Source organism: Legionella santicrucis (assembly GCF_001468135.1).
GTDB lineage: Bacteria > Pseudomonadota > Gammaproteobacteria > Legionellales > Legionellaceae > Legionella > Legionella santicrucis.
In genome coordinates, this window is record NZ_LNYU01000085.1 from 247,046 (window position 1) to 267,769 (window position 20,724).

Here is a 20,724-nt window from a genome sequence, read left to right on the forward strand (position 1 = left end):
TTATGTAATTAATTGTTCCATTGAGAAAATAGGCAGTAAGGTAGCTAAAACAATAAATAAAACTATTGCCCCCATCAACAGAATGACCATAGGTTCTAATAACGTAAGTGAGGTATCAATTAAACGTTTTACTTCGTTATCAAGATGAAGCGCGGCACGTTCCATCATATTTGCTAATTGGCCACTTTTTTCGCCGCTGGCAATTAAATGGATTGCCATAGGACTGATATAACCTGTGTCTTTTAGGGCCTCATTGATACCGCATCCTTCCCTTACTTTTATTGCCGCAGTATCAAAAGACTGACGCATGATAACATTAGTTACTAAACTTGCTGCAACACGCATTGTTTCGAGAACGTTCACACCGGCGGCGAAAAGTATACCAAAAGTATGAATATACCGTGAGACATTAATAGTTTTTACCAAATAAGACACTATAGGAAGCTTAAGTAGCAGACGATGCCAGAATGTTTTAATTTTAATATTCGCTAAGCTTTTCTTAAACGCAATCAATAGGAGAATGAGTCCAAGTAAGGTATAAAGGCCATAATTTTTAATGAAATTGCTCAAGCTGATTAAGAGTACAGTCATTTCGGGTAGCGTTTGTCCGCTGCTTGTGAATACTTCGATGATTTTGGGAACCACGAAGCTTAATAAAAAAGAAATAATGCCAATTGAAACGACAATCATAATGATCGGATAGATCAATGCCTGCTGAACTTTTTGTTTTGTCTGCTGTTGATTTTCCGTGTAATCTGCTAATTTTTCTAAAACAACATCCAAACGCCCAGTTTGTTCACCTGACCCGACTGTTGCACGATATAATTCGGGAAATGCATACGGATATTGAGCCATAGCTTGTGCTAAACCATAACCCTCAAGTACTTTTGATCGAACCCCAATAATTAACTCTCTAACTTTATCTTTTTCTGTTTGTTCACTTACACCACGTAATGATTCTTCTACAGGGATTCCAGCAGCCAATAATGTAGCTAACTGACGAGTAAATAAAGCCAGATCTGCTGCAGAAACTTTACTTTTGACGTGATTGCCCGAGCGTTGTTGTGTTAAAATGCGGATTTGTGTGGGGATAAGCCCGCGATCACGTAAAAGTTGGCGTGCATGGCGTTCGGAGTCAGCTTCGAGCACTCCTTTAGTCGTATTCCCATTTTTTTGTAGTGCTTGATATTGATACGCACCCATAGTTTTTTATTGTTTTGAAGTAAAACATGCAGTTTAATCTATTGGGTTTAAGAAGTCACTTAAGGTACACTATACAACCAGATTATCCTGGAGACCTATAATGAGCAAAAATATTATACTTGAGGCAATTAAAGAGCATGAGGCAAAATTAATTGACTTACGATTTACTGACATACGAGGGAAGGAACAACACATTACTATTCCAGTTTCAGCTGTAGATAATGATTTTGTTGAAAATGGGAAAATGATCGATGGATCTTCTTTTAAAGGATGGCAAAAAATTCATCAGTCAGATTTAGCTTTGGTACCTGATTTAGAAACAATTAAGCTTGATCCTTTTTTTCAAGACAATACCTTATTTATCCGTTGCAACGTTGTTGATCCTAAAACAATGATGGGGTATGAGCGTTGTCCTCGATCTCTCGCTTTACGAGCCGAAGCTTATTTACAATCCACAGGAATAGCGGATACTGCTTTTTTTGGTCCTGAACCCGAATTTTTCATTTTTGATAGCGTACAATGGGAAACAAATATTGGTGGCGCTTTTTATAAAATCGATTCGGAAGAGGCCCAATGGTACTCAGGAAAGGAGTTAGAGGGAGGAAATATTGGCCATCGTCCAGGGATTAAAGGTGGTTATTTCCCTGTTCCTCCGGTAGATTCTTCTCATGATATACGTTCAGCAATGTGTTTAACTTTAGAATCATTAGGAACGATCGTTGAAGCGCATCATCATGAGGTCGCTACTGCAAATCAGTGTGAAATTGCAACTCGCTTTAATACGTTGACCAAAAAAGCAGATGAATTGCAAATTTTAAAATATGTAGTTCATAATGTCGCACATAACTATGGTAAAACAGCTACTTTTATGCCTAAGCCATTAGTAGGAGACAATGGAAATGGGATGCATTGTCATCAATCCTTGTCCAAAAATGGCGTTAATTTGTTTTCTGGAGATCAGTATGCAGGGCTTTCAGAAATGGCGCTGTATTATATTGGCGGCATTATAAAACATGCTCGTGCTTTAAATGCATTTACTAATCCAGCAACGAACAGTTATAAGCGTTTGGTCCCTGGTTTTGAAGCTCCCGTTCTTTTGGCTTATTCTGCAAGAAATCGATCAGCAGCTATCCGTATTCCTCATGTGAATAATCCTAAAGCACGTCGTATTGAAATACGATTCCCAGATCCTACAGCAAATCCTTATCTGGCGTTTTCAGCAATGATGATGGCTGGATTAGATGGTATTCAAAAGAAAATTCATCCAGGGCAAGCAATGGATAAAGATCTTTATGATTTACCGCCTGAGGAGCTTGTTGATATACCTACAGTATGTTCTTCTTTGGAACAATCAATGGAACATCTGAAAATGGATCATGACTTCTTATTACAAGGTGATGTATTTACCAAGGACTTTATTATGAATTACATCAACATGAAAGATGAAGAAACAAGCAGAATTAGAAGCATGACTCATCCTTATGAGTTTGAGTTATATTACAGCCTTTAGGAATCAGGGTGATGAAAGTTTTTGTCTCTCTATTATTAATGATGGTAATTTGCGCATCCAATGCGCAAATTTACAAATGGGTAGACAGTCAGGGGGGTGTTCATTTTAGCGATACACCTCATAAAGGAGCTCAAATCATTACTCTTCCTGATGAACAAAACTCTTCATCACCATCTTCTTCAACACCTCAAACAGCTACGGAATCAAACGAATCACAGGAGCATAGTCCTGTAAAATTAAAACATTCTTATACCAAAATTGAGATTGTTCAACCTGAAAGTGGGGCAACAATTCGTAACAATCAAGGTTTTGTGACAGTAACAGCACAAACAGAACCGGATCTTTTTCCAGGGGACAAATTACAATTGCTTTATGATAGTGCTGCTCTTGGAGAGCCACAAAAAAATCCTGTGTTTGAAATAAATGGTATGTATCGAGGATCACATATTTTAGCGATTCAAGTTATGGATGAAGATGGAAATGTACTGGATAGTAGTGATCCCATAACGATTTATGTTTTCAGACCGAGAGTGGGAATGGTCCCTGGTACGAAACCACATTAAAGAATATATGAGAATAATTTATGCTTATTTTATTATCACCAGCTAAAAAATTATTAGAAATTTCTGAGCCATACGAAGCTAACACATCTAAACCCATATTTATGGATAAGACTGGCATTCTTGTAAAGTTGATGCAAACTAAATCTGTAGATGACATTGCCGCTCTCATGGATTTATCCAAAGATCTCGCTGAGTTAAATTATCATCGTTACCAAATATTTCATTTGGATGATCACGCTTTATTTCATTCATACCCAGCATTATTTTTATTTCAAGGGGATGTCTATCAGGGCTTACAAGCAAAGAGCTGGGCTCAAAAAGCAGTACAGTACTCTCAAGATCATTTAAGGATTTTGTCAGGACTTTATGGTCTATTGAGTCCTCTAGATGCAATTCAACCATATAGACTCGAAATGGGTGTTCGTTTAGAAAATCCTGCTGGTAAGAATTTGTATGATTTTTGGCAGCATAAAGTAACAGATGCACTTAACCAACAATTGGCGACTCAAGAAAATCCTATCTTAATTAATCTTGCCTCTGCTGAATATTTTAAGGTAGTTAATGAAAAAAAACTAAATTATCCAATTATTACGATTAATTTTTATGAAAAAAAGAATGAACAGTTAAAAATGATTGGTATTCATGCTAAAAAAGCTCGTGGTGCCATGGCAAGATTTCTCATGCAAAATCAATTTGACAATTTGTCACATATTAAAGAGTTTAACGATCTAGGTTATAAGTTTCATGAATCAACATCTTCGGAGCGACATTTAGATTTTGTTAGAGGCTCTCCGGCGTGAATTATTGTACCTAAAGTTAAGGCTATAAAAATCTAATCGACTATCATGTGGAATTTATCCAGCAGAGTACATCGTTTAAATCATTTTCCTGAGGACGACGTAGTTTGTTATGTCAAAAGAGATGATGAGTTAAGTTGTGGCGTTAGCGGTTCGAAATTACGCAAATATGCCAGTCTTTTGCCTTTTTTGATAGAGCAGAAAATACGTCACTTAATTATTATTGCGGGGCCGCAATCCAATAATTTACTTGCGGTTTTACAGCTAGCAAGAGAGTTTCAATTCAAAGTGACTGCCTTTTTGATTCAGCCTTGGAAATTAGAGTTACAAGGAAATTATAAATTAAGCCGTCTTTTTCTTGAAGAGGAAGAGATTGTGTGGGTTGCTCGTGATAAGTGGCCTCAGGTAAATGAACTCGCCTTTAATTATTTGAACACGCTCAATGAGTCAGGTTTTGTATTATTTGAAGGGGCGAGTGTTGCTGAAGCAATGAGGGGTGCGTCCACTTTAGCTGAAGATATTATTCTCAATGAAAACACCTTAAAATTAAGGTTTCAACATATTTTTATTGATGCAGGAACTGGATTTTCTGCGTCTGCTCTTATTAACAGGCTCACTGAATTAAATCATCAGGCCAAAATTCATGTACTGTTATTGGCTGATGATGAAGAACTATTTTACAGTAAATTAAATCAATGGATTGGATTAATTCCTAAAAATTTCAGTTGTTTTTATCCAACAACGGCCAAAGCTTTTGGCTCTGTGAATCAAACGATTAAAAATGAAGTGCTGCGTTTAGCAAGAGAGGAGGGGATTTTGGCGGATCCTATTTATGCGGCTAAATTATTTTATGAATCAAGAAAACGTATCCAAATAGAACGATTAAAAGGAAATGTATTGATTATTCATTCTGGTGGAACTTTGAGTATGCCTGCATTTGATTATATTTAAGTCATGGAGATAAAATTTCTTATACCCCCGTTTTCTATTTAGTAAATTCTTTTGGATACTTTATGTATTAATATTAAGTGTCTTTTCTTCCTCAAGTTGGCTGGCGCCTTTTTGAATATTAAGACTTTCTTTAAATTTTAATGTAGAATTAAACTGACACATAGTGAAAATATAGTGTGTGTTATTTCTTATTTTATGTTTCTCTTTTGGGTTTTCTATTATCAATTCCTTAGCTCTTTGAGTCATAAACTCCTCTATTGTACAAAATTTTGACTCATAATGTACACCTGATTTTATCCAATGAATTTTCTCGTCCGTTTTAGGAAGTATTCCATCAAACTGTTTATAAAGTTCCTTTATTTTGTGGAAGCTTCCTTTTCCTTTTAATGCATTATCTATTGCAATTTGTAGTGCCATCACATTGGCTATATGTTCTAAATTTTTCCCTTGTTCCTTTACGAAATGTTCAATTTTATCGAATATGAGATCAAGATATAATGGATCATTATTTTCGTCAGATGCTCCTATACTTTCTGTAGATGTTCCTATGCTTTCTGTAGATGCTCTTGGGCTTTCTGTTAATGTTTCCATGCTCTCTTGAAGTGCTCCGGAGTTTTCTGTAATCACTTCCGGACAAATTGCATCCAGAGATTTTCTAACATGATCTACCCCCCCTGTATCATTGTTATTATCCATATCTTCTATAAGATCTATAAAGTGTGTCTTTGAGGCTTCAATTCCTTCTTGCACTTTTGCATCAAAATTCTTACTCATTGTTCTCAATGCATCCACCATTTCTTCACATAAGATAAAATCAGGGTAATCTCGCCATAATTTAGATTGAGCACCCAGAATTCCTCCAACTTCTGATCGATTAAAAAAATCTAAAATTGGATATTTGGTATCACGAACTTCACCTCCATTCACTTGAGAGCATTTTAATAGATCATTGAATGCATGACCAAAGTCTATTCGCGCAATACGTTTTTTTCCTTCGTCATCTCTAAAAACCATCATGTTCCCGGGATTAATATCATGATCACCTATAACTGCAGAAAATACTATTGCAGTACAAAGATCACGCTTTAGACCAGGAGCATAATCCAATGTAATTTCACCTTTATCACGCCTTGGATATTTATTAGAAATAACACGCACATGGGGACCAGAAAGAGTTACATCAAATTCCTTAGCAAATTTATCTAAAGTAATGGCTGGATTTTTTTTAGATCCCAAGTATCTGGAGGCCACATAAACACCATCATTACTCGAGCCATAGACTGGAAATACATCTGGAACTAGACACTCTTTTAATAGCTTACGACCGATTTGTGCCGCAATGACCTCTCCAAAATTTTCTCGATCAAGACCAGCCGCTTTGAGACGTCGTTTTACACTTGCCTGAGAAATAGAACGTTTCATTTGGTGGAAATGCTCCTCCTTATCTCTCGTTTGAAAGCTTCCTGTCAGTCCTGCAGTTTCATTATTGGTAGGTATAAATTCGCTTGGATGTCGAGTATTTTGACTGCTAGTTGTCTTTTCAACGCTTTTCTGATAACTATTGGCGTTATTATTCTCGGCATTAGTTTTTGTAGTATGCTTAAAAAAAGAATGCCCAAAAAAACTCATAATTTTCTCCAACTAATAATTTGTATTAAATTAAAACGTGAGTGAATCTATTAATTTTCATCACTCATGGTCTAAAAATTATCAGATAGATTTCTCATAAATCAAATTGATTATTTTTATATATCATATTAAATATGTAAATATCATATTATTTCCAATCAATTACTTTAAGGCGTACAGTAATCGATTAGGGTGAACGTATAGAATTATTCATAACAAAAAGAAGACAACGAGGTATTATCTTATTATCAATATTGATAGTGCTGTGACTATACCTAGAATTATAATTCTTCTAATTTTTCATCATGCCGCCCTTGAAATTTCTCAACTGATCCCTATATCAATTAAATCATTAGAAAATGCGTAAACAGGAGACTAGATAAAAATGTCAAGCAAGCAACAAACTATGGGTTTTCAAACAGAAGTAAAACAAATGTTGCATTTAGTGGTGCATTCGCTTTATAGCAATAAAGAAATATTCTTACGTGAGTTAATTTCTAATGCTTCGGATGCTTTAGATAAATTAAGATTTTTAGCTTTATCAAATAGTGCACTTTATGAAAATGATTCAGATTTAAAAATCAGTATTGATTTTAATGAAAAATTAAAAACCATCACCATCAGTGATAATGGGATTGGTTTAAGTTGGGATGAAGCTGTTGAAAATTTAGGTACTATCGCTAAATCAGGCACTAAAGAATTTATGAGCCATTTAACGGGGGAAAGCGCAAAAGATTCTCAGTTAATTGGTCAATTTGGGGTTGGTTTTTATTCAGCTTTTATAGTTGCTGATAAAGTGACCGTGAAAAGTCGCCGTGCGGGATTAAAATCTGAAGAAGGTATTGTTTGGGAATCCAATGGGGAAGGCGAATTTACCATAGATTATGAGAAAAAAGCATCTCGTGGGACAGAAGTTATTCTTCATATTAAAGAAGATAGTGATGAGTTTTTGAGTAGTTGGCGTTTACGCAGTATTATTAGTAAATATTCCGATCATATTTGTTGGCCCATAGTGATGAAAAAAACATCAACTGAGGAAAAAGAGTCCGATGAATATGAAACAGTAAATAAAGCAACCGCTTTATGGACGATGCAAAAATCAGACATTACCGACGAAGATTATAAATTACTTTATAAGCATATTTCTCATGATTATCAAGATCCGCTTATATGGTCACATAATCATGTTGAGGGTAAACATGATTATATTTCTTTGCTTTATATTCCAGCACATGCTCCTTTTGATTTATGGCAACAGGAAACTAAGCATGGATTAAAACTCTATGTAAAACGCGTATTTATTATGGATGATGCAACCCAGTTTTTACCGCGTTACTTGCGATTTATAAAAGGTATTGTTGATGCAAGTGATTTACCATTAAATGTATCACGCGAGATTTTACAAGATAATAAACAGGTAGAAAGCATCCGTGCGGCATGCACAAAACGTGTTTTGTCCATGCTTGAAAAGATGAGTACTCAAGACAAAGAAACTTATCAAAAGTTTTGGAATGAATTTGGTTTGGTATTAAAGGAAGGTCCTATTGAGGATTTTGCTAATAAAGAAACGATTGCTAAATTATTGAGATTTGCTACTACGGCCACTGAATCAGAAAAGCAAGAAGCGACTTTGGATGATTATATAAGTCGTATGAAAGAAGGGCAGGATAAAATCTACTACATTACAGCATCCAGTTATAATGCAGCTAAGAATAGCCCTCATTTAGAAATTTTTAAGAAAAAAGGAATTGAAGTATTATTATTAAGTGACAAAATTGATGAATGGTTAGTAGGCTATTTAAATGAATATTCTGGTAAAAAATTGCAATCGATTTCTAAAGGAAAGGTTGAGTTTGATGATGAATCTACAGATCAAATAAAAGAACAAGAAAAAACGCTAGAACCAATTCTTACTCACATTAAGAAAATTTTAGAAAACAAAGTTAAGGACGTTGTTGTTACTAATCGTTTAACAGATTCACCGGCATGTATTGTTGCTGATGAACAAGATATGGGGCTGGAAATGCAGCGTATTTTACAAGCTGCAGGTCAACAAATTCCAACGGCGAAACCCGTATTTGAAATCAATCCTGAGCATGTATTAATTAAACGTTTGCATGATATTCAAGATGATAATTTGTTTGAATTATGGGTCACCATGTTATTTGAGCAAGCCGTTTTAGCAGAAGGTGGTCAATTAGATAATCCTGCAGATTTTGTAAGTAGAGTCAATAAGTTATTAGCATCATCAGCAGTTTAAGTGTGAGTGAAGTGCAGTGAAACAACGTTTCATGAGGTTTTGCTGCACTTACCCGGCTTTACGTATAATCTTTCAAACTGTCTTCATTTCTGTTCAGGGGGATACTTGCCTCTTGGTGAAAGGCTGGATTTTCGCGCATGAGCCAAAGATATCCTTTAGGTGCATGAGGTATGAACCTTTACTCTAACGAAGTATCGATCTGATTAGAAAGGCTTTATGAATAGATGTCTCGTCACCTTCCGCGAAAGCGGAAGGCCCGACTCCAAGAAGGATAATGTTAGTCATTCCCTAGCAAGAAAAAGTATTTCTCTGAATTTGTTCTAATTCTTGAGTTGTTGGGTTAATTGTAGATTGAGTTATTGCACCACCACTAAAGAAAGGCTTCATTGTAGGTGTCACAACAACTTGTTTTGCCTGATGAAGTAAAGACTCTTCGTGTTGCTGCAAATCCTTAATTTTATTATCAAGTAAATTAAGATTCCTTTCTGCTTCACTGATCTTTTCTTTTAATGCAGGAAGTATTTCTTGTTCAAGCGATATGATTTCTCCAGATTGTTCCGAAATGGCTGTTCTATTTTGCTGAATTTTTGTTTTATTGTGTTCCAATTGATTGTTATCACTGTTGTTTTTAAGGGTATATGCTAAAGTAGCAATGAAGACACCCACAGTAATAAAACTTATTACTGCCGCAGGGGCAAAACACAGAGAGATTAAAGCCATAGGCATCAAATACATTCCTAAAAATCCTCCGCCAACAGCGAGTCCAGATCCTAGAAGGCTGAATAATCCAATTTTTAGTAGATAATCTCTGTAAGCACCTCGCTCTTTAATAGTATGTTCTAATTGTTGATTTTCTACTTCAAGAGTTTGATTTTGAGCATGGAGCTGAGGATTTGCTTTTTTTAATTGAGCTACTCTGTTTTCTTGTTGAAGAAAATCTTGTACAAGTGTTTCTTTTTCACGATAAGTTAATTGACGGATTGAATTTTGTTTTTGTTTTTCCGCTTGAATTAAGAGATAATTTTCCATAGTGCTAACAATTTGTTTTAACGCTTCTTTTTCTTGATAGTTTAAGGTTAGCGATTGCAAAAGATATCGAAGCCGGGTTAAGAACGTTTGATAGCTCATCTCTGTTGCTTTTTGCATTAATTGATGCTCCATTTTTTGTAGCTTTTCATGTGCATCAACAATAGATTGTTGTAATGAACGGTAATTTTTTGCGGATAATTGCTTTTCGGTTGTTTCTTCGAATACACGAGCTTGATCTCGTATTGTGCGTGCTTGTGCACGATTGTTTCGTTGTCTTTGTTTTTCAGGTAATTCTATAGTTAATCTGCTTGTTATTTCTTCTATGCGTCTTTGTTGTTTTTGGCTAAGAATACCTTTATCTCTTAATGTTTCTTGCAATTGTCTCAATTTTTGAGAAAGAGTATTTTTCTGAAACTCTAATGACTCGTTTTCATGAACATGGTGATGCGTCGAGTCGTGGGTGTGTGTTGTTTTAGGGCGTTGTTCTGTAGTGTTCGGATGGGTATGTGTATGTTGTATTGGCTCTGGATGGGTATGTGTATGTTGTATTGGCTCTGGATGAGTATGTGTATGTTGCGTTGGCTCTGGATGGGTATGTGTATGTTGCGTTGGCTCTGGATGAGTATGCGTATGTTGCGTTGGCTCTGAATCAGTATGTGGGTGTTGCGTTGATTCTGGTTGAGACGTTAGTGCAATTTGTCGTGAAATCTCTTTGATGTACGATTCGTGACGTAATATTTCCCCTTCAATTTCATTAAGTTCATTACCAATCAATCGTTTTTGTATTTGCACGGAGAGCAATTCATTTTCCAATCGAGCGACTAAGTCTAAATCGTTTTGGCTTTCTTGATGATCAAGTTCTTTTTCTTTCAGATCTTGTTGAATTTGTTTTTCACATGCATTTAACGTTAATTGAGTGGTAGCGTTTTGTTTATCTATGGCGAGAAGGTGGTTAAGTTCTTTTTGAATTTCAGTTGTCACGCCAGATACTGGTGATAAGTGAATACAGGAATTACGTAGAGTGGCGTAATTTGAATGAACAAGGTACTTATCTGTTATTTCTTCAAGCAAATTATTAATATTAAGGGTTGATAGTGACATACTGAGTTCCTCCATGCAAATTTTTTGCCCATTTTATAGAAGGATACTAAAGAGTCAACCATTAAATTTAAAAAGATCCTGAAAAAAGATCTCATACTTTTTTCAGGAATTATCAATAAGAAAGGATTATGCATAAGGAAGAATTAATACAGTTGTTCCTACATCAATAAAGTTTTCATTGAGCCATTTTGCGGCACCTGGGAGAACACGAATACAGCCATGGCTGCTATTGTATTTAGGAACCTCATAAGCAGCATGAATTGCATAGCCATCATGAAAATGCATGCAATAAGGCATTTTGGCACCACCGGCTACATGACCATCACGTGCAAGAGGATATTCATTGGATTTACAATCAGCCCCTTTTTTATTAAACACAGCGAAAGTTCCAACTACAGTTCGACATGATTCATCAGCATCTGGGCAACGATCCATTCCTCCGGAGGCACTACCTGTCATTACTCGGTTACCTTGAGCATCATAGGCAGCCCATGCATCAGCGTTAGGATCAAAAACAAAAAGTTTTTTGCCTTTTACATTCCATGTTGCAGGGAACACTTTTTGACCGCGTGTATCATCTTGGTAGGGTGTGGTGTAATGCAATTGACCTGCATCATCAGCGATAACATCAGGTTTGTCAGTAACACAAGAAGTTGCAAGAAGACCGATTAGGGGCGCTAGATACATAAATTTTTTCATCTAATAAATCCTTAAAACATACTGTAAAAAAAAGGCTCGATTCATCGAGCCTTTTTATTCTAATCGGAAATCGTTCCAAATTAAAACTATTCGTCAGTTAAGCGAAAATATTTTGTTCCAAAATATCTTTGGAGTTTCTTCCTGATTGTGCCGCGACTAATGCCAAGCATTTTTGCAGCTTGTAGTTGATTGCCACGTCGTTTTTCCATTACTGCTTGCAACAATGGAGGCTCAACCTCAGATAATATCATGTCGTATAGATCATCAATGTTTTTATTTTTATTTTCGGCAAGAAAACGAGAGACTAAATTATAGACGAGATCTTGTAGACCTTGATCTTGTTTAATGATACTTTGGGTTGTTTCAGGTGTTTCAATGACAGTCATCTTAACTTCCTTATTAATAATTAAATCATACATTCCAATTGCTTACATTCACAATGAAAGCAAAATTAATTGTACATGAAGGATAATTGATATTCTATATTTTTAAGATAAAACTATGTACTTTTTTTGTGCAATTCATTCACCACAAGATCAAACAATGAGCGATCAGATTTTTCCGAAGACAATGACTGTTTTACCTTCGTTAATTGAGAGAGCATTTTGTGGGGTTGTTCAGGATCGTTATAAAAACGATCAATATAGCGAGTTAATTCATAAGCGTTGCAATCATACTGCAAGAACTCAGGAACTATCATTCTATTTGCTAAAAGATTGCATAAACCTAAAAATTTTACTTTGATAAACTTCATTGCTAAAACATAGTTGAGCAAAGATGATTTATAAATAATACACATAGGTTTTTCTAATAACGCACATTCAAGAGAAGCAGTACCTGAAGAAACAATCACAAAATCCGCAGCCGCCATACAATTTAATGCTTGTCCTTCTATAAAGCTTATTGACAAATTAGTGCCGAAAAAATAATGCTTAATTTTTTCAGGTTTAATTGTATTTGCAATAGGAATTACAAAGCATAAGTTCGGATGACGCTCTTGAAGAAGTAGGGCTGTATCACGTAAGATTGGCATATGGTGTTCAATCTCATTATTACGGCTTCCTGGAAGAAGCGCAATAATCCGACTGTCAGAAGGAAGTTTAAGTGCTTCACGCTGTGTTTGAATATTGTTGCCAGTGGAAGACATTTTTTCTACTAAGGGGTGGCCAACAAAATTTACTGGAACCTTTGCTTTTTCATATAAAGGTTTTTCAAACGGCAAAATAACGGCCATTTGGTCAATGCATTGCTTTATAAGGTGAATACGTTTGGCTTTCCATGCCCAAATTTGGGGACTTATGTAGTAAAGAATTTTAATGCCTAGTTTTCGCTTTGCATATTTTGCTAATCTTAAATTAAAACCTGGGTAGTCAACCAAAATGAGTAAATCTGGTTTTTGCTGGCTTAAATGTTTCTTTACAGCAATAAATGCCTCACGAATTACTTTAAGGTGACGAATAACTGCTGTAAGGCCTGTTACCCCAAAGCGCGCTAAATCGGAAATTAATTCTGCGCCTGCTTCTTGCATATGTTGACCTCCTATTCCACTAATTTTTACATTAGGGTAGGCGTCTTTTAATTGGCGAATCAAAACTGATGCATGAACATCACCTGATTCTTCACCTGCAATAATGACAATCCGTTTAGATTCTTGCATGGTGCTCCATCAAGTTAGTATTGATAAGCGAAGTAATTTTTTCTGCAGTTTCCAGGGCCTGAAGGCCATCTTCGCCAGTAACCAGCGGGATACTATCTTCTTCAATACATTTGATAAAAGCTTTTATTTCTTCAAACAAAGCATCCCCTTTGGCAAATTCTTTTTGCTCATGCGTGATATCAGGAATTCCTGGGAATAACTCACCCTTACCTTTTTTAAAGACCGCAAATTTTTTGTTCTGATAGTCTATTGAAAGATAAGTATCTTGTTGAAAAATTCGTGTCGTACGTTCTGTTTTAAAACTAATACGGCTTGCTGTAAGATTGGCGACGCAATGGTTGGCAAAAGTAATACGAGCATTAGCAATATCGATTGCGTTTGTAAGTACAGGGGCTCCTTGAGCAGAAATTGAAATAATAGGGCTATTAACCATATTTTGAATTAAATCAATATCATGAATCATTACATCAAGTATCACATTGACATCGGCACCGCGTGGATTATATGGAGCTAAGCGCTGTGAGTCTATAAACAAAGGTTTTTCTAAGTACTCATCTAAAGCTAATCGAGCGGAATTAAAACGCTCTAAATGTCCAACTTGCAATTTAACATGGTGTTTTTTGGCAAGTTGTATTAACTCAGCTGCTTGCGATAATGTTTCAGTCATTGGTTTTTCTATTAAGGTGTGTATCCCTCGTTCTAAAAAGGATTTCGCAATTTCATAATGCTTGTTAGTGGTTGCCACAATACTTACGGCATCAACCTTGTCAAATAAATCATGATAATTAATATAGCCGGGAACGTGTAACTCATGCGATACCGTTTCTAATGCTTTTTGATTTAGGTCACAAACGGCAACTAATTCTGCATTAGGAAGAAGTTGATATTTTTGTGCGTGAAATCTACCTAAATAACCGACACCTATTACTGCACAGCGAATTTTACTCATTCTGTCTATCTGTTAATTATTTGTGCGCATGATCGCATTTCTTTGATGATAAATCAATTTTAAAAGGATATTATTAGCCTTAAGAAAAAGAATCACGGATAACATAATGCTTGTAGCTGGTGTAGATGAAGTAGGACGGGGGCCTTTGGCTGGGGCAGTTGTAACTGCTGCTGTTATTTTAAAAGAACCTATAGAGGGACTTGCGGACTCCAAAAAATTAAGCGCAAAAAAGCGAGAATTACTATCATTACTTATTAAAGAACAAGCTATTGCCTATGCTTATGGTCGTGCGGAAGTAGATGAAATTGATGCGCTTAATATTCATCATGCAACTTTATTGGCAATGCAACGAGCAGTAGAAGCTTTACCGGTTAAACCTGATCAGGTATTAGTAGATGGTTTACATATTCCTAAGCTTACTATTCCATGTAAAGCAATCGTTCAAGGTGATGCATTAGTTCCCGAAATTAGTGCTGCTTCTATTCTCGCTAAAGTGTCTCGTGATGCGGAAATGGCAGCACTTGATGCAATTTATCCCGGATATGGTTTTACAGGACATAAAGGATATCCAACAGTTGCTCATCGAGAAGCATTAAAGCGACTTGGACCGAGTAAGATTCACCGAAAAAGCTTTTCACTAATCGGTGAGATTTAACGTGAGACTGGGATAAATCGGCGCGTTATCATTCCGGCACATTCGGGCTGAGGAAGCGCAAAGCGCTGTCTCGAAGCCTTAGCACGAGGATAATACCAAGGCTTCGAGATGATGCTGATGCATCTCCTCAGCACGAACGTAACGGGATGATGATCTGCTATCCATAATTCACGTTAATTTAATTCCAACTATTAAATAAAATCTTATGTGAGCTAATAGACATCAAGATACCAAAGCTTGCTAAAAAGGTAACCATTGCTGTTCCTCCATAACTCACCAATGGTAATGGAATGCCTACAACAGGAATGATTCCCATAACCATGCCAATATTAACAAAACCAGACATGAAGAAGGACATGGCAAGACTTGCCGCTAATAAACGGGTAAATGTAGTTTGGGCATTAGATGCAATGTGGAGGCTACGTAGAGCAATCATAACAATAAGGGCAATAATAGCGAATCCACCAGCAAAGCCGAACTCTTCGCTACTCACAGCAAAAATAAAATCAGTGGCGTGTTCTGGTAAAAAATTAAGATGAGATTGACTTCCTTCTAACCAACCTTTTCCTGCAAGTCCTCCTGAACCAATAGCAATTTTCGATTGGATAATATGGTAGCCGGCACCAAGAGGATCTTGTTCTGGATCAAGCAGCGTATAAACTCGCTGTTTTTGATAGTCATGCATAACATGCCAAATGACTGGAATAGCTGAGCCTACCATAAGCATAAGTAACAGAATCACTTTAAAGCGAATTCCTGCTAAAAACACAACACATAATCCCGCAGCTGATACCATAATCGCTGTACCCAAATCAGGCTGCTTGGCAATTAATAATGCCGGAACACAGATAATGAGGCCTGCAACAGCAATTGCTTTAAAACTACTAGGACGAGCTTGACGGTCAAAATACCAAGCAGCCATCATAGGCACCGCTAATTTCATGATTTCAGACGGTTGAAATCGGAATAAACCTAATTCGAGCCAACGTTGAGCTCCTTTACCGATTTTACCCATGAGCATCACTGCAATCAATAAAGTTAATCCTATGCTATATATCCATGGCGTCCATATTTTATATTTATGTGGCGGAATAAAACCAAGTATAAGCATAATGAACGATGCAAAAATAAGTCTCATTGATTGACGTAAAATCATTCCCGTATTCGCGTTAGATGCACTGTACAAAATCAAAAGACCAAAACTAATGAGGACAAGTAATAGACCTAATAAGGGAAAGTCCAGATGTAATGATTTCGCAGTAAAACGATAAACGGGTTTACTATTGAGTCTGTTCATGAGTCTTTTTCATCGGATAAAGTTTATAATAAGTATCAAGCATTTTGCGTGCAACTGTGGAGGCCGCAACATCATTTTCTACAACTACCGCGATTGCAATTTCTGGTTTTTCAACAGGAGTAAATGCAATAAACAATGAGTTGTCTCGTAACGCTTCAGGGATATCTTCATACTTTGTTTTTTCATATTGCCTGCCACTAAAAACTTGGGCTGTTCCTGTTTTTCCTGCAACAGGATATGGGGGATTGCGGCCAAAGCGATAACCAGTACCTTCATTACTGATTAAAACATTATGCATGGCATCTGCAACTATGTCCCAGTTCGTTTCATCCTTGAGATAAATGGGGTATTCTTCTATAGGTTTGTATCGTTTTACTTCACCACTGTCACTATTGACAGTTTTTGTTAATAAATGAGGTCTGAATCGACGGCCATGTTCGCTTAAAGATGCTGTTGCGTTTGCCATCTGTAATGGTGTAGCTAACATAAATCCTTGTCCTATAGAGGTAATTAAGGTATCACCAGGATACCAGGGCACACCCTTAGTTTGTTTTTTCCAACGCAAGCTTGGGACGATACCGGAGGCTTCTTCATGAAGATCAATTTGACTTAAATGGCCTAGGCCAAATTTGACAAGCATATCTTCAATATTGGAAATACCCATTTTATTACCTAATTGATAAAAATAAGTATCACACGAAACAGTGATTGCTCTTTTAAAATTGATCATTCCATGTCCTGTTTTTTTCCAGTCTCTATAGATATGGGTGGAATTAGGTAGTTTATATTTACCTGGATCATAGATTGTTGTTGCTGTAGTTATAAATCCTTTCTCTAAGCCTGCTAAGCCAACAAAAGGTTTAATTGTTGATGCAGGAGGATAGACGCCGCGAACAGCACGATTAAATAGTGGTCTTTGTAAGGTATTAGAAAGTTTTTTGTATTCCTTAGAGCTTACTCCAGCCACAAAAATATTGGGATCAAAACTAGGAGAACTTACCATAGCCAGAACTTCGCCATTTTTAGTATTGATAGCTACGGCTGCCCCACGCTTATCTTTTAATGCCTCATAAGCTGCTTGTTGCAGTCTGACATCAAGGCTTAAATAGAGTTTTGCCCCGGAATGAGGATTAATTTTATCAATGGTTCTTAGAGTACGACCACTAACATCTGTTTCTACCATTTGATATCCTACTTTACCGTGGAGAATATCCTCGTAGTATTTTTCAATGCCGGCTTTGCCAATAAAGTTTGTAGCACGGTAATTGGTAGGATCTACAGTCTTTAATTCTTGGATATTGATTCTACCTACATAACCAAGAACATGTGCTGTTATTTCTCCTAAAGGGTAATGTCGCATCAGACGAGCTTTAATACTCACACCTGGAAAACGGTATTGATTAATAGCAAAAATGGCAACTTCTTCTTGAGTTAATTTTAATTTGATGGGTATGGGGACAAATGAACGATTTTGTTTTCGAGTGCGCTTGAAATTTTCAATATCTTCATCAGAAATTGAAGGAATTAGCTTTTGTAGTTCAGCTAATGTATGCTCCATATTCTTTACATGTTCAGGAATAATTTCCAAAACATATACAGGTACGTTTTCTGCCAGCAATATCCCATTTCTGTCAAGAATAACTCCTCTTGGTGGCGCAATCGGAATAATACTCATTTGATTTTTTAGTGAAAGTGTTTGGTATTTTTTGAATTCGGAAATTTGTAGGAATGCAAGCCTTAAAACTAGGATTAAAGATAAAATAATAAGAAAAGCGACCAGCAAGTTAATTCTGAAAAGTTGATGCCGAGATTCGATTCGATAATTTTTAAATGATTGATTTCGACTCATAACCTACAGTCAATTAAGAAGGATACAAAAAATCGCATGGTAACTTAAAATGGGGCTGTTTACTATAGATTTACTTACTTATGATACGGATGATTGTGAATAATAGACCAAGCTCTATATAATGTTTCTAACAAAATAATTCGTACTAATGGATGGGGGAGAGTAAGCTTTGACAGTGACCATCGTTCATCACAACGTTTAAGCGTTTCTTGTGAAAGTCCTTCCGGGCCGCCTATTAAAAAACAGAGGTGACTGTCTGTATGTTGTAATTGGGAAATTTTAACTGCCAATTCTTCACTGCTAAATGATTTTCCCTCAATTTCTAAAGCAATAATTCGCGAGTTATGCGGTAATGCTTCTTGAATTAGCGCCGATTCTTTTTCTAATATCTTAATTAAATCAGAAGATTTACTACGACGAATTAAAGGAATTTCGATGATTTTAAGTTGAATACCGTCATTAAGCCGCTTTGCATATTCTTGAGAACCTTGGATGACCCAAGCTGGCATTTTATTGCCTAAAGTGATGATGGTAACTTTTAGCATAATATTTTTTAATGCGGATCTTCCCAAAGTCCCTCAAGATTATAGTATTGTCTGTATTCAGGTTGCATAACATGAACAATAATATCACTAAAGTCTATCAATACCCAATCCCCTGTCTCCAAGCCAGTACAGTGCATTGCAGGAATCCCAAAGGACTTCATTTCCTCCATTATCTTTTGTGCGATTGCTTTGACATGACGTGATGAACGGCCCGAAGCAATAATCATATAGTCAGTAATAGTGGTTTGTTTGCGAACGTCTATTACTTTAATGTCATTTGCCTGATTGTCATCAAGCAGATGCAATAATTTGTCTAACATTGGATTTTGTGCTGACATATTTTTAGGTAGTTATTTATAAAAAAGCGCTGAATGATAACAGTATTTTCTCTATATAAAAAGAGTTATAAGAAGAAACTCGCTTTAGGCTAACACTATTCAAAGAACTCAATCTGATTTATTCAGTCAAATGGACATGTGTTAATAAAAATTTAATAACTGCAAACAAAACCAAACAACATAAAGAGGCAAGAAAAAGAATACCTAATTGTTGTGTAAATGCAGTAGCATAAAGTGTTTTTAATACAGCAATGTTCGTTTCCCCAGAAGGAATTGCGGTTAATGCTGCGAGTTTGCCTGATAAAAATCCTCCAATTCCTAAGGAAACAAAAAAGATGCCCATCATAGTACTCACTTTATTTTTATCGGCTAAAAGTGTAATTGCTGATAATCCCACTGGTGATAACAGTAGCTCAGCTAATGAAAACATTAAATATGCGGGAATAATTAAAAGTGGAGAGAGTAAAGAGCTCTTGTCGGTAAAATTACTGACCAACGCGATGACTGCATAAGCTAAAGTAGTAATAAATATTGCAAGCAAGAATTTTTTTCCAATGCTTAAACCACGCTCAATTAAGTTAAGTTCGAGATTTCTTCGTGACAAAATAAAACCAATAACGAGCATGCCTAAGCTTTGGATGGTAACGTAATAGGGAGGCGGAAATAAAATGCCACCAAATGTGGGCGCAACAACTCGTGATATAAACAGAGTCAGTGACATAAACATTTGAAAATAAAAAGCCCAAAATACCACTGAAATGATGCATAATAAACCAATGACCAGTGTTTGTCTTGATTGATTGGCATTTTCTTTACTCACTGAATATAAGATGTAACCTGCAGAAAATAAAACAACAAGTCCGAATATAAGATCAGCTAATTTGGGAGAGTTTAGGATATAAAATGATAAAGACCAAAGAAATATCATTAGAGCAATTGCTGCTATGATTTTTTTATATTGAAAAACAAAAGGGTTGTAGTCATTTATTTTATATTTCCGGATTCCATATAAAAAGACAATAAAAGCAATGATCATTCCAATTGCGGCACTTGTAAAAGAAGCCACCCAACCAAAATGGTCATGTAAGATACTTGGTAAAGTAGTACCTAAGATAATACCGGTGGTTATTCCCATATAAAAGATAGTAAAGCCGCTTTCGCGTCGAGCACAACCTGCAAGATATTCATTACCTAAAAGGGAGGAAATATTGGGCTTTAACAAACCAGTTCCTACGGCAATAGCAGCGAGTGCCGCAGTAAGCACTGAAGGATTATCTACCAATGATAGGAGACAATAACTTATAAATAAAACAACAGCCCCAAGTAAAATAGCTCTTTTTTGGCCAATTAATTTGTCGGCTATCCAACCACCAACTACTGGTGAGAGATAGGTTAGAGCCGTAAACGAGCCAACTAATGCATAAATTTGTTTATCCGGCCATTTAAAATACAGTGCTAAATAAAGTGCAAGAAGTGATTGAACTACATAAAAGCCGTAACGTTCCCACATTTCAGTGGCGAAAAAGATGCGTAGTGATTTTGGATGTTTTTCGTTTTGCACTTTAATAATACACTTGGTTGGATAATTTAATTATATAACATATCATTCTTTATGTTATATACAAAGTGTTTTTTTATATTACATGTTGTAAGTCAGATAACACAATTATTAGATATTTAAAAATAATATAC

General features: G+C 36.1%; 18 protein-coding genes. 6 read left to right on the plus strand and 12 right to left on the minus strand.

The annotated features are described in order from the left end of the window. Nucleotides 1-1,203 carry a GspF family T2SS innner membrane protein variant LspF gene (gene lspF, locus Lsan_RS16475; RefSeq protein ID WP_058515211.1) on the minus strand — a complete coding sequence of 401 codons (1,203 nt, stop codon included), beginning with the start codon at nt 1,201-1,203 and terminating at the stop codon, nt 1-3. A 100-nt stretch (nt 1,204-1,303) separates the two neighbouring features. On the opposite strand from lspF, the gene glnA reads away from it, so the two are divergent. The 4 genes from glnA to Lsan_RS16495 are packed head-to-tail and all read left to right on the plus strand — an operon-like array spanning nt 1,304 to nt 5,024. Then, the gene (gene glnA / locus Lsan_RS16480; protein WP_058515212.1) at nt 1,304-2,713 is read left to right on the plus strand and encodes a type I glutamate--ammonia ligase; all 1,410 of its coding nucleotides are present in this window, start codon (nt 1,304-1,306) and stop codon (nt 2,711-2,713) included. 11 nt (nt 2,714-2,724) lie between these two features. Beyond that, nucleotides 2,725-3,276, plus strand: coding sequence for a DUF4124 domain-containing protein (locus Lsan_RS16485; protein ID WP_133134229.1), 552 nt, complete (start codon nt 2,725-2,727; stop codon nt 3,274-3,276). Nucleotides 3,277-3,296: 20 nt separating this feature from the next. After that, nucleotides 3,297-4,076 carry a peroxide stress protein YaaA gene (gene yaaA, locus Lsan_RS16490; RefSeq protein ID WP_058515214.1) on the plus strand — a complete coding sequence of 260 codons (780 nt, stop codon included), beginning with the start codon at nt 3,297-3,299 and terminating at the stop codon, nt 4,074-4,076. A gap of 45 nt (nt 4,077-4,121) precedes the next feature. Beyond that, a complete protein-coding gene (locus Lsan_RS16495) occupies nt 4,122-5,024 on the plus strand; it encodes a pyridoxal-phosphate dependent enzyme (protein WP_058515215.1) in 903 nt (300 codons plus the stop codon). 60 nt (nt 5,025-5,084) lie between these two features. On the opposite strand, the gene Lsan_RS16500 is transcribed toward Lsan_RS16495, so the two are convergent. Next, entirely contained in the window at nt 5,085-6,653 is a 1,569-nt protein-coding gene (locus tag Lsan_RS16500; RefSeq protein ID WP_058515216.1) for a hypothetical protein, read from the minus strand. Between the two features lie 385 nt (nt 6,654-7,038). On the opposite strand from Lsan_RS16500, the gene htpG reads away from it, so the two are divergent. Then, nucleotides 7,039-8,913: a molecular chaperone HtpG gene (htpG, locus tag Lsan_RS16505; protein WP_058515217.1), complete on the plus strand. Its 1,875-nt coding sequence runs from the start codon at nt 7,039-7,041 to the stop codon at nt 8,911-8,913. Between the two features lie 288 nt (nt 8,914-9,201). Here the strand turns inward: htpG and Lsan_RS16510 are convergent, their stop codons facing one another. The 5 genes from Lsan_RS16510 to Lsan_RS16530 all read right to left on the minus strand — a co-directional run bounded on the left by Lsan_RS16510 (nt 9,202) and on the right by Lsan_RS16530 (nt 14,348). After that, nucleotides 9,202-11,043, minus strand: coding sequence for a hypothetical protein (locus tag Lsan_RS16510; RefSeq protein ID WP_058515218.1), 1,842 nt, complete (start codon nt 11,041-11,043; stop codon nt 9,202-9,204). Nucleotides 11,044-11,169: 126 nt separating this feature from the next. Next, nucleotides 11,170-11,742, minus strand: coding sequence for a L,D-transpeptidase (locus Lsan_RS16515; RefSeq protein ID WP_058515219.1), 573 nt, complete (start codon nt 11,740-11,742; stop codon nt 11,170-11,172). Between the two features lie 86 nt (nt 11,743-11,828). Beyond that, a complete protein-coding gene (locus Lsan_RS16520) occupies nt 11,829-12,128 on the minus strand; it encodes a helix-turn-helix domain-containing protein (protein WP_027269723.1) in 300 nt (99 codons plus the stop codon). A 113-nt stretch (nt 12,129-12,241) separates the two neighbouring features. Next, nucleotides 12,242-13,399: a lipid-A-disaccharide synthase gene (gene lpxB, locus Lsan_RS16525; protein WP_058515220.1), complete on the minus strand. Its 1,158-nt coding sequence runs from the start codon at nt 13,397-13,399 to the stop codon at nt 12,242-12,244. After that, the gene (locus tag Lsan_RS16530; protein ID WP_058515221.1) at nt 13,386-14,348 is read right to left on the minus strand and encodes a Gfo/Idh/MocA family protein; all 963 of its coding nucleotides are present in this window, start codon (nt 14,346-14,348) and stop codon (nt 13,386-13,388) included. The genes lpxB and Lsan_RS16530 overlap by 14 nt, the downstream gene beginning before the upstream one ends. A 106-nt stretch (nt 14,349-14,454) precedes the next feature. Between Lsan_RS16530 and rnhB the strand changes: the two genes are divergently transcribed. After that, complete coding sequence (rnhB, locus tag Lsan_RS16535; protein ID WP_058515222.1) at nt 14,455-15,003, plus strand: ribonuclease HII; 549 nt, start codon at nt 14,455-14,457, stop codon at nt 15,001-15,003. 178 nt (nt 15,004-15,181) lie between these two features. Here the strand turns inward: rnhB and rodA are convergent, their stop codons facing one another. The 5 genes from rodA to Lsan_RS16560 all read right to left on the minus strand — a co-directional run bounded on the left by rodA (nt 15,182) and on the right by Lsan_RS16560 (nt 20,593). After that, on the minus strand, nt 15,182-16,300 hold the full coding sequence (gene rodA, locus Lsan_RS16540; RefSeq protein WP_058515223.1) for a rod shape-determining protein RodA: 1,119 nt from the start codon (nt 16,298-16,300) through the stop codon (nt 15,182-15,184). Continuing rightward, entirely contained in the window at nt 16,284-18,149 is a 1,866-nt protein-coding gene (gene mrdA / locus Lsan_RS16545; RefSeq protein ID WP_058515224.1) for a penicillin-binding protein 2, read from the minus strand. The genes rodA and mrdA overlap by 17 nt, the downstream gene beginning before the upstream one ends. A 74-nt stretch (nt 18,150-18,223) precedes the next feature. Continuing rightward, nucleotides 18,224-18,694 (minus strand): 23S rRNA (pseudouridine(1915)-N(3))-methyltransferase RlmH, encoded by a 471-nt coding sequence (gene rlmH, locus Lsan_RS16550; protein ID WP_058515371.1) that lies wholly within the window; start codon nt 18,692-18,694, stop codon nt 18,224-18,226. 8 nt (nt 18,695-18,702) lie between these two features. Then, nucleotides 18,703-19,032, minus strand: coding sequence for a ribosome silencing factor (gene rsfS / locus Lsan_RS16555; RefSeq protein ID WP_058515225.1), 330 nt, complete (start codon nt 19,030-19,032; stop codon nt 18,703-18,705). Nucleotides 19,033-19,150: 118 nt separating this feature from the next. Beyond that, the gene (locus Lsan_RS16560) at nt 19,151-20,593 is read right to left on the minus strand and encodes a peptide MFS transporter (RefSeq protein WP_083505169.1); all 1,443 of its coding nucleotides are present in this window, start codon (nt 20,591-20,593) and stop codon (nt 19,151-19,153) included. Between the last annotated feature and the right edge of the window lie 131 nt (nt 20,594-20,724).

Bases quoted from the DNA above. Each gene is read 5' to 3' on its own strand.
- lspF (WP_058515211.1), bottom strand. From the start codon at position 1,203: ATGGGTGCGTATCAATATCAAGCACTACAAAAAAATGGGAATACGACT.
- glnA (WP_058515212.1), top strand. From the start codon at position 1,304: ATGAGCAAAAATATTATACTTGAGGCAATTAAAGAGCATGAGGCAAAA.
- Lsan_RS16485 (WP_133134229.1), top strand. From the start codon at position 2,725: ATGAAAGTTTTTGTCTCTCTATTATTAATGATGGTAATTTGCGCATCC.
- yaaA (WP_058515214.1), top strand. From the start codon at position 3,297: ATGCTTATTTTATTATCACCAGCTAAAAAATTATTAGAAATTTCTGAG.
- Lsan_RS16495 (WP_058515215.1), top strand. From the start codon at position 4,122: ATGTGGAATTTATCCAGCAGAGTACATCGTTTAAATCATTTTCCTGAG.
- Lsan_RS16500 (WP_058515216.1), bottom strand. From the start codon at position 6,653: ATGAGTTTTTTTGGGCATTCTTTTTTTAAGCATACTACAAAAACTAAT.
- htpG (WP_058515217.1), top strand. From the start codon at position 7,039: ATGTCAAGCAAGCAACAAACTATGGGTTTTCAAACAGAAGTAAAACAA.
- Lsan_RS16510 (WP_058515218.1), bottom strand. From the start codon at position 11,043: ATGTCACTATCAACCCTTAATATTAATAATTTGCTTGAAGAAATAACA.
- Lsan_RS16515 (WP_058515219.1), bottom strand. From the start codon at position 11,742: ATGAAAAAATTTATGTATCTAGCGCCCCTAATCGGTCTTCTTGCAACT.
- Lsan_RS16520 (WP_027269723.1), bottom strand. From the start codon at position 12,128: ATGACTGTCATTGAAACACCTGAAACAACCCAAAGTATCATTAAACAA.
- lpxB (WP_058515220.1), bottom strand. From the start codon at position 13,399: ATGCAAGAATCTAAACGGATTGTCATTATTGCAGGTGAAGAATCAGGT.
- Lsan_RS16530 (WP_058515221.1), bottom strand. From the start codon at position 14,348: ATGAGTAAAATTCGCTGTGCAGTAATAGGTGTCGGTTATTTAGGTAGA.
- rnhB (WP_058515222.1), top strand. From the start codon at position 14,455: ATGCTTGTAGCTGGTGTAGATGAAGTAGGACGGGGGCCTTTGGCTGGG.
- rodA (WP_058515223.1), bottom strand. From the start codon at position 16,300: ATGAACAGACTCAATAGTAAACCCGTTTATCGTTTTACTGCGAAATCA.
- mrdA (WP_058515224.1), bottom strand. From the start codon at position 18,149: ATGAGTCGAAATCAATCATTTAAAAATTATCGAATCGAATCTCGGCAT.
- rlmH (WP_058515371.1), bottom strand. From the start codon at position 18,694: ATGCTAAAAGTTACCATCATCACTTTAGGCAATAAAATGCCAGCTTGG.
- rsfS (WP_058515225.1), bottom strand. From the start codon at position 19,032: ATGTCAGCACAAAATCCAATGTTAGACAAATTATTGCATCTGCTTGAT.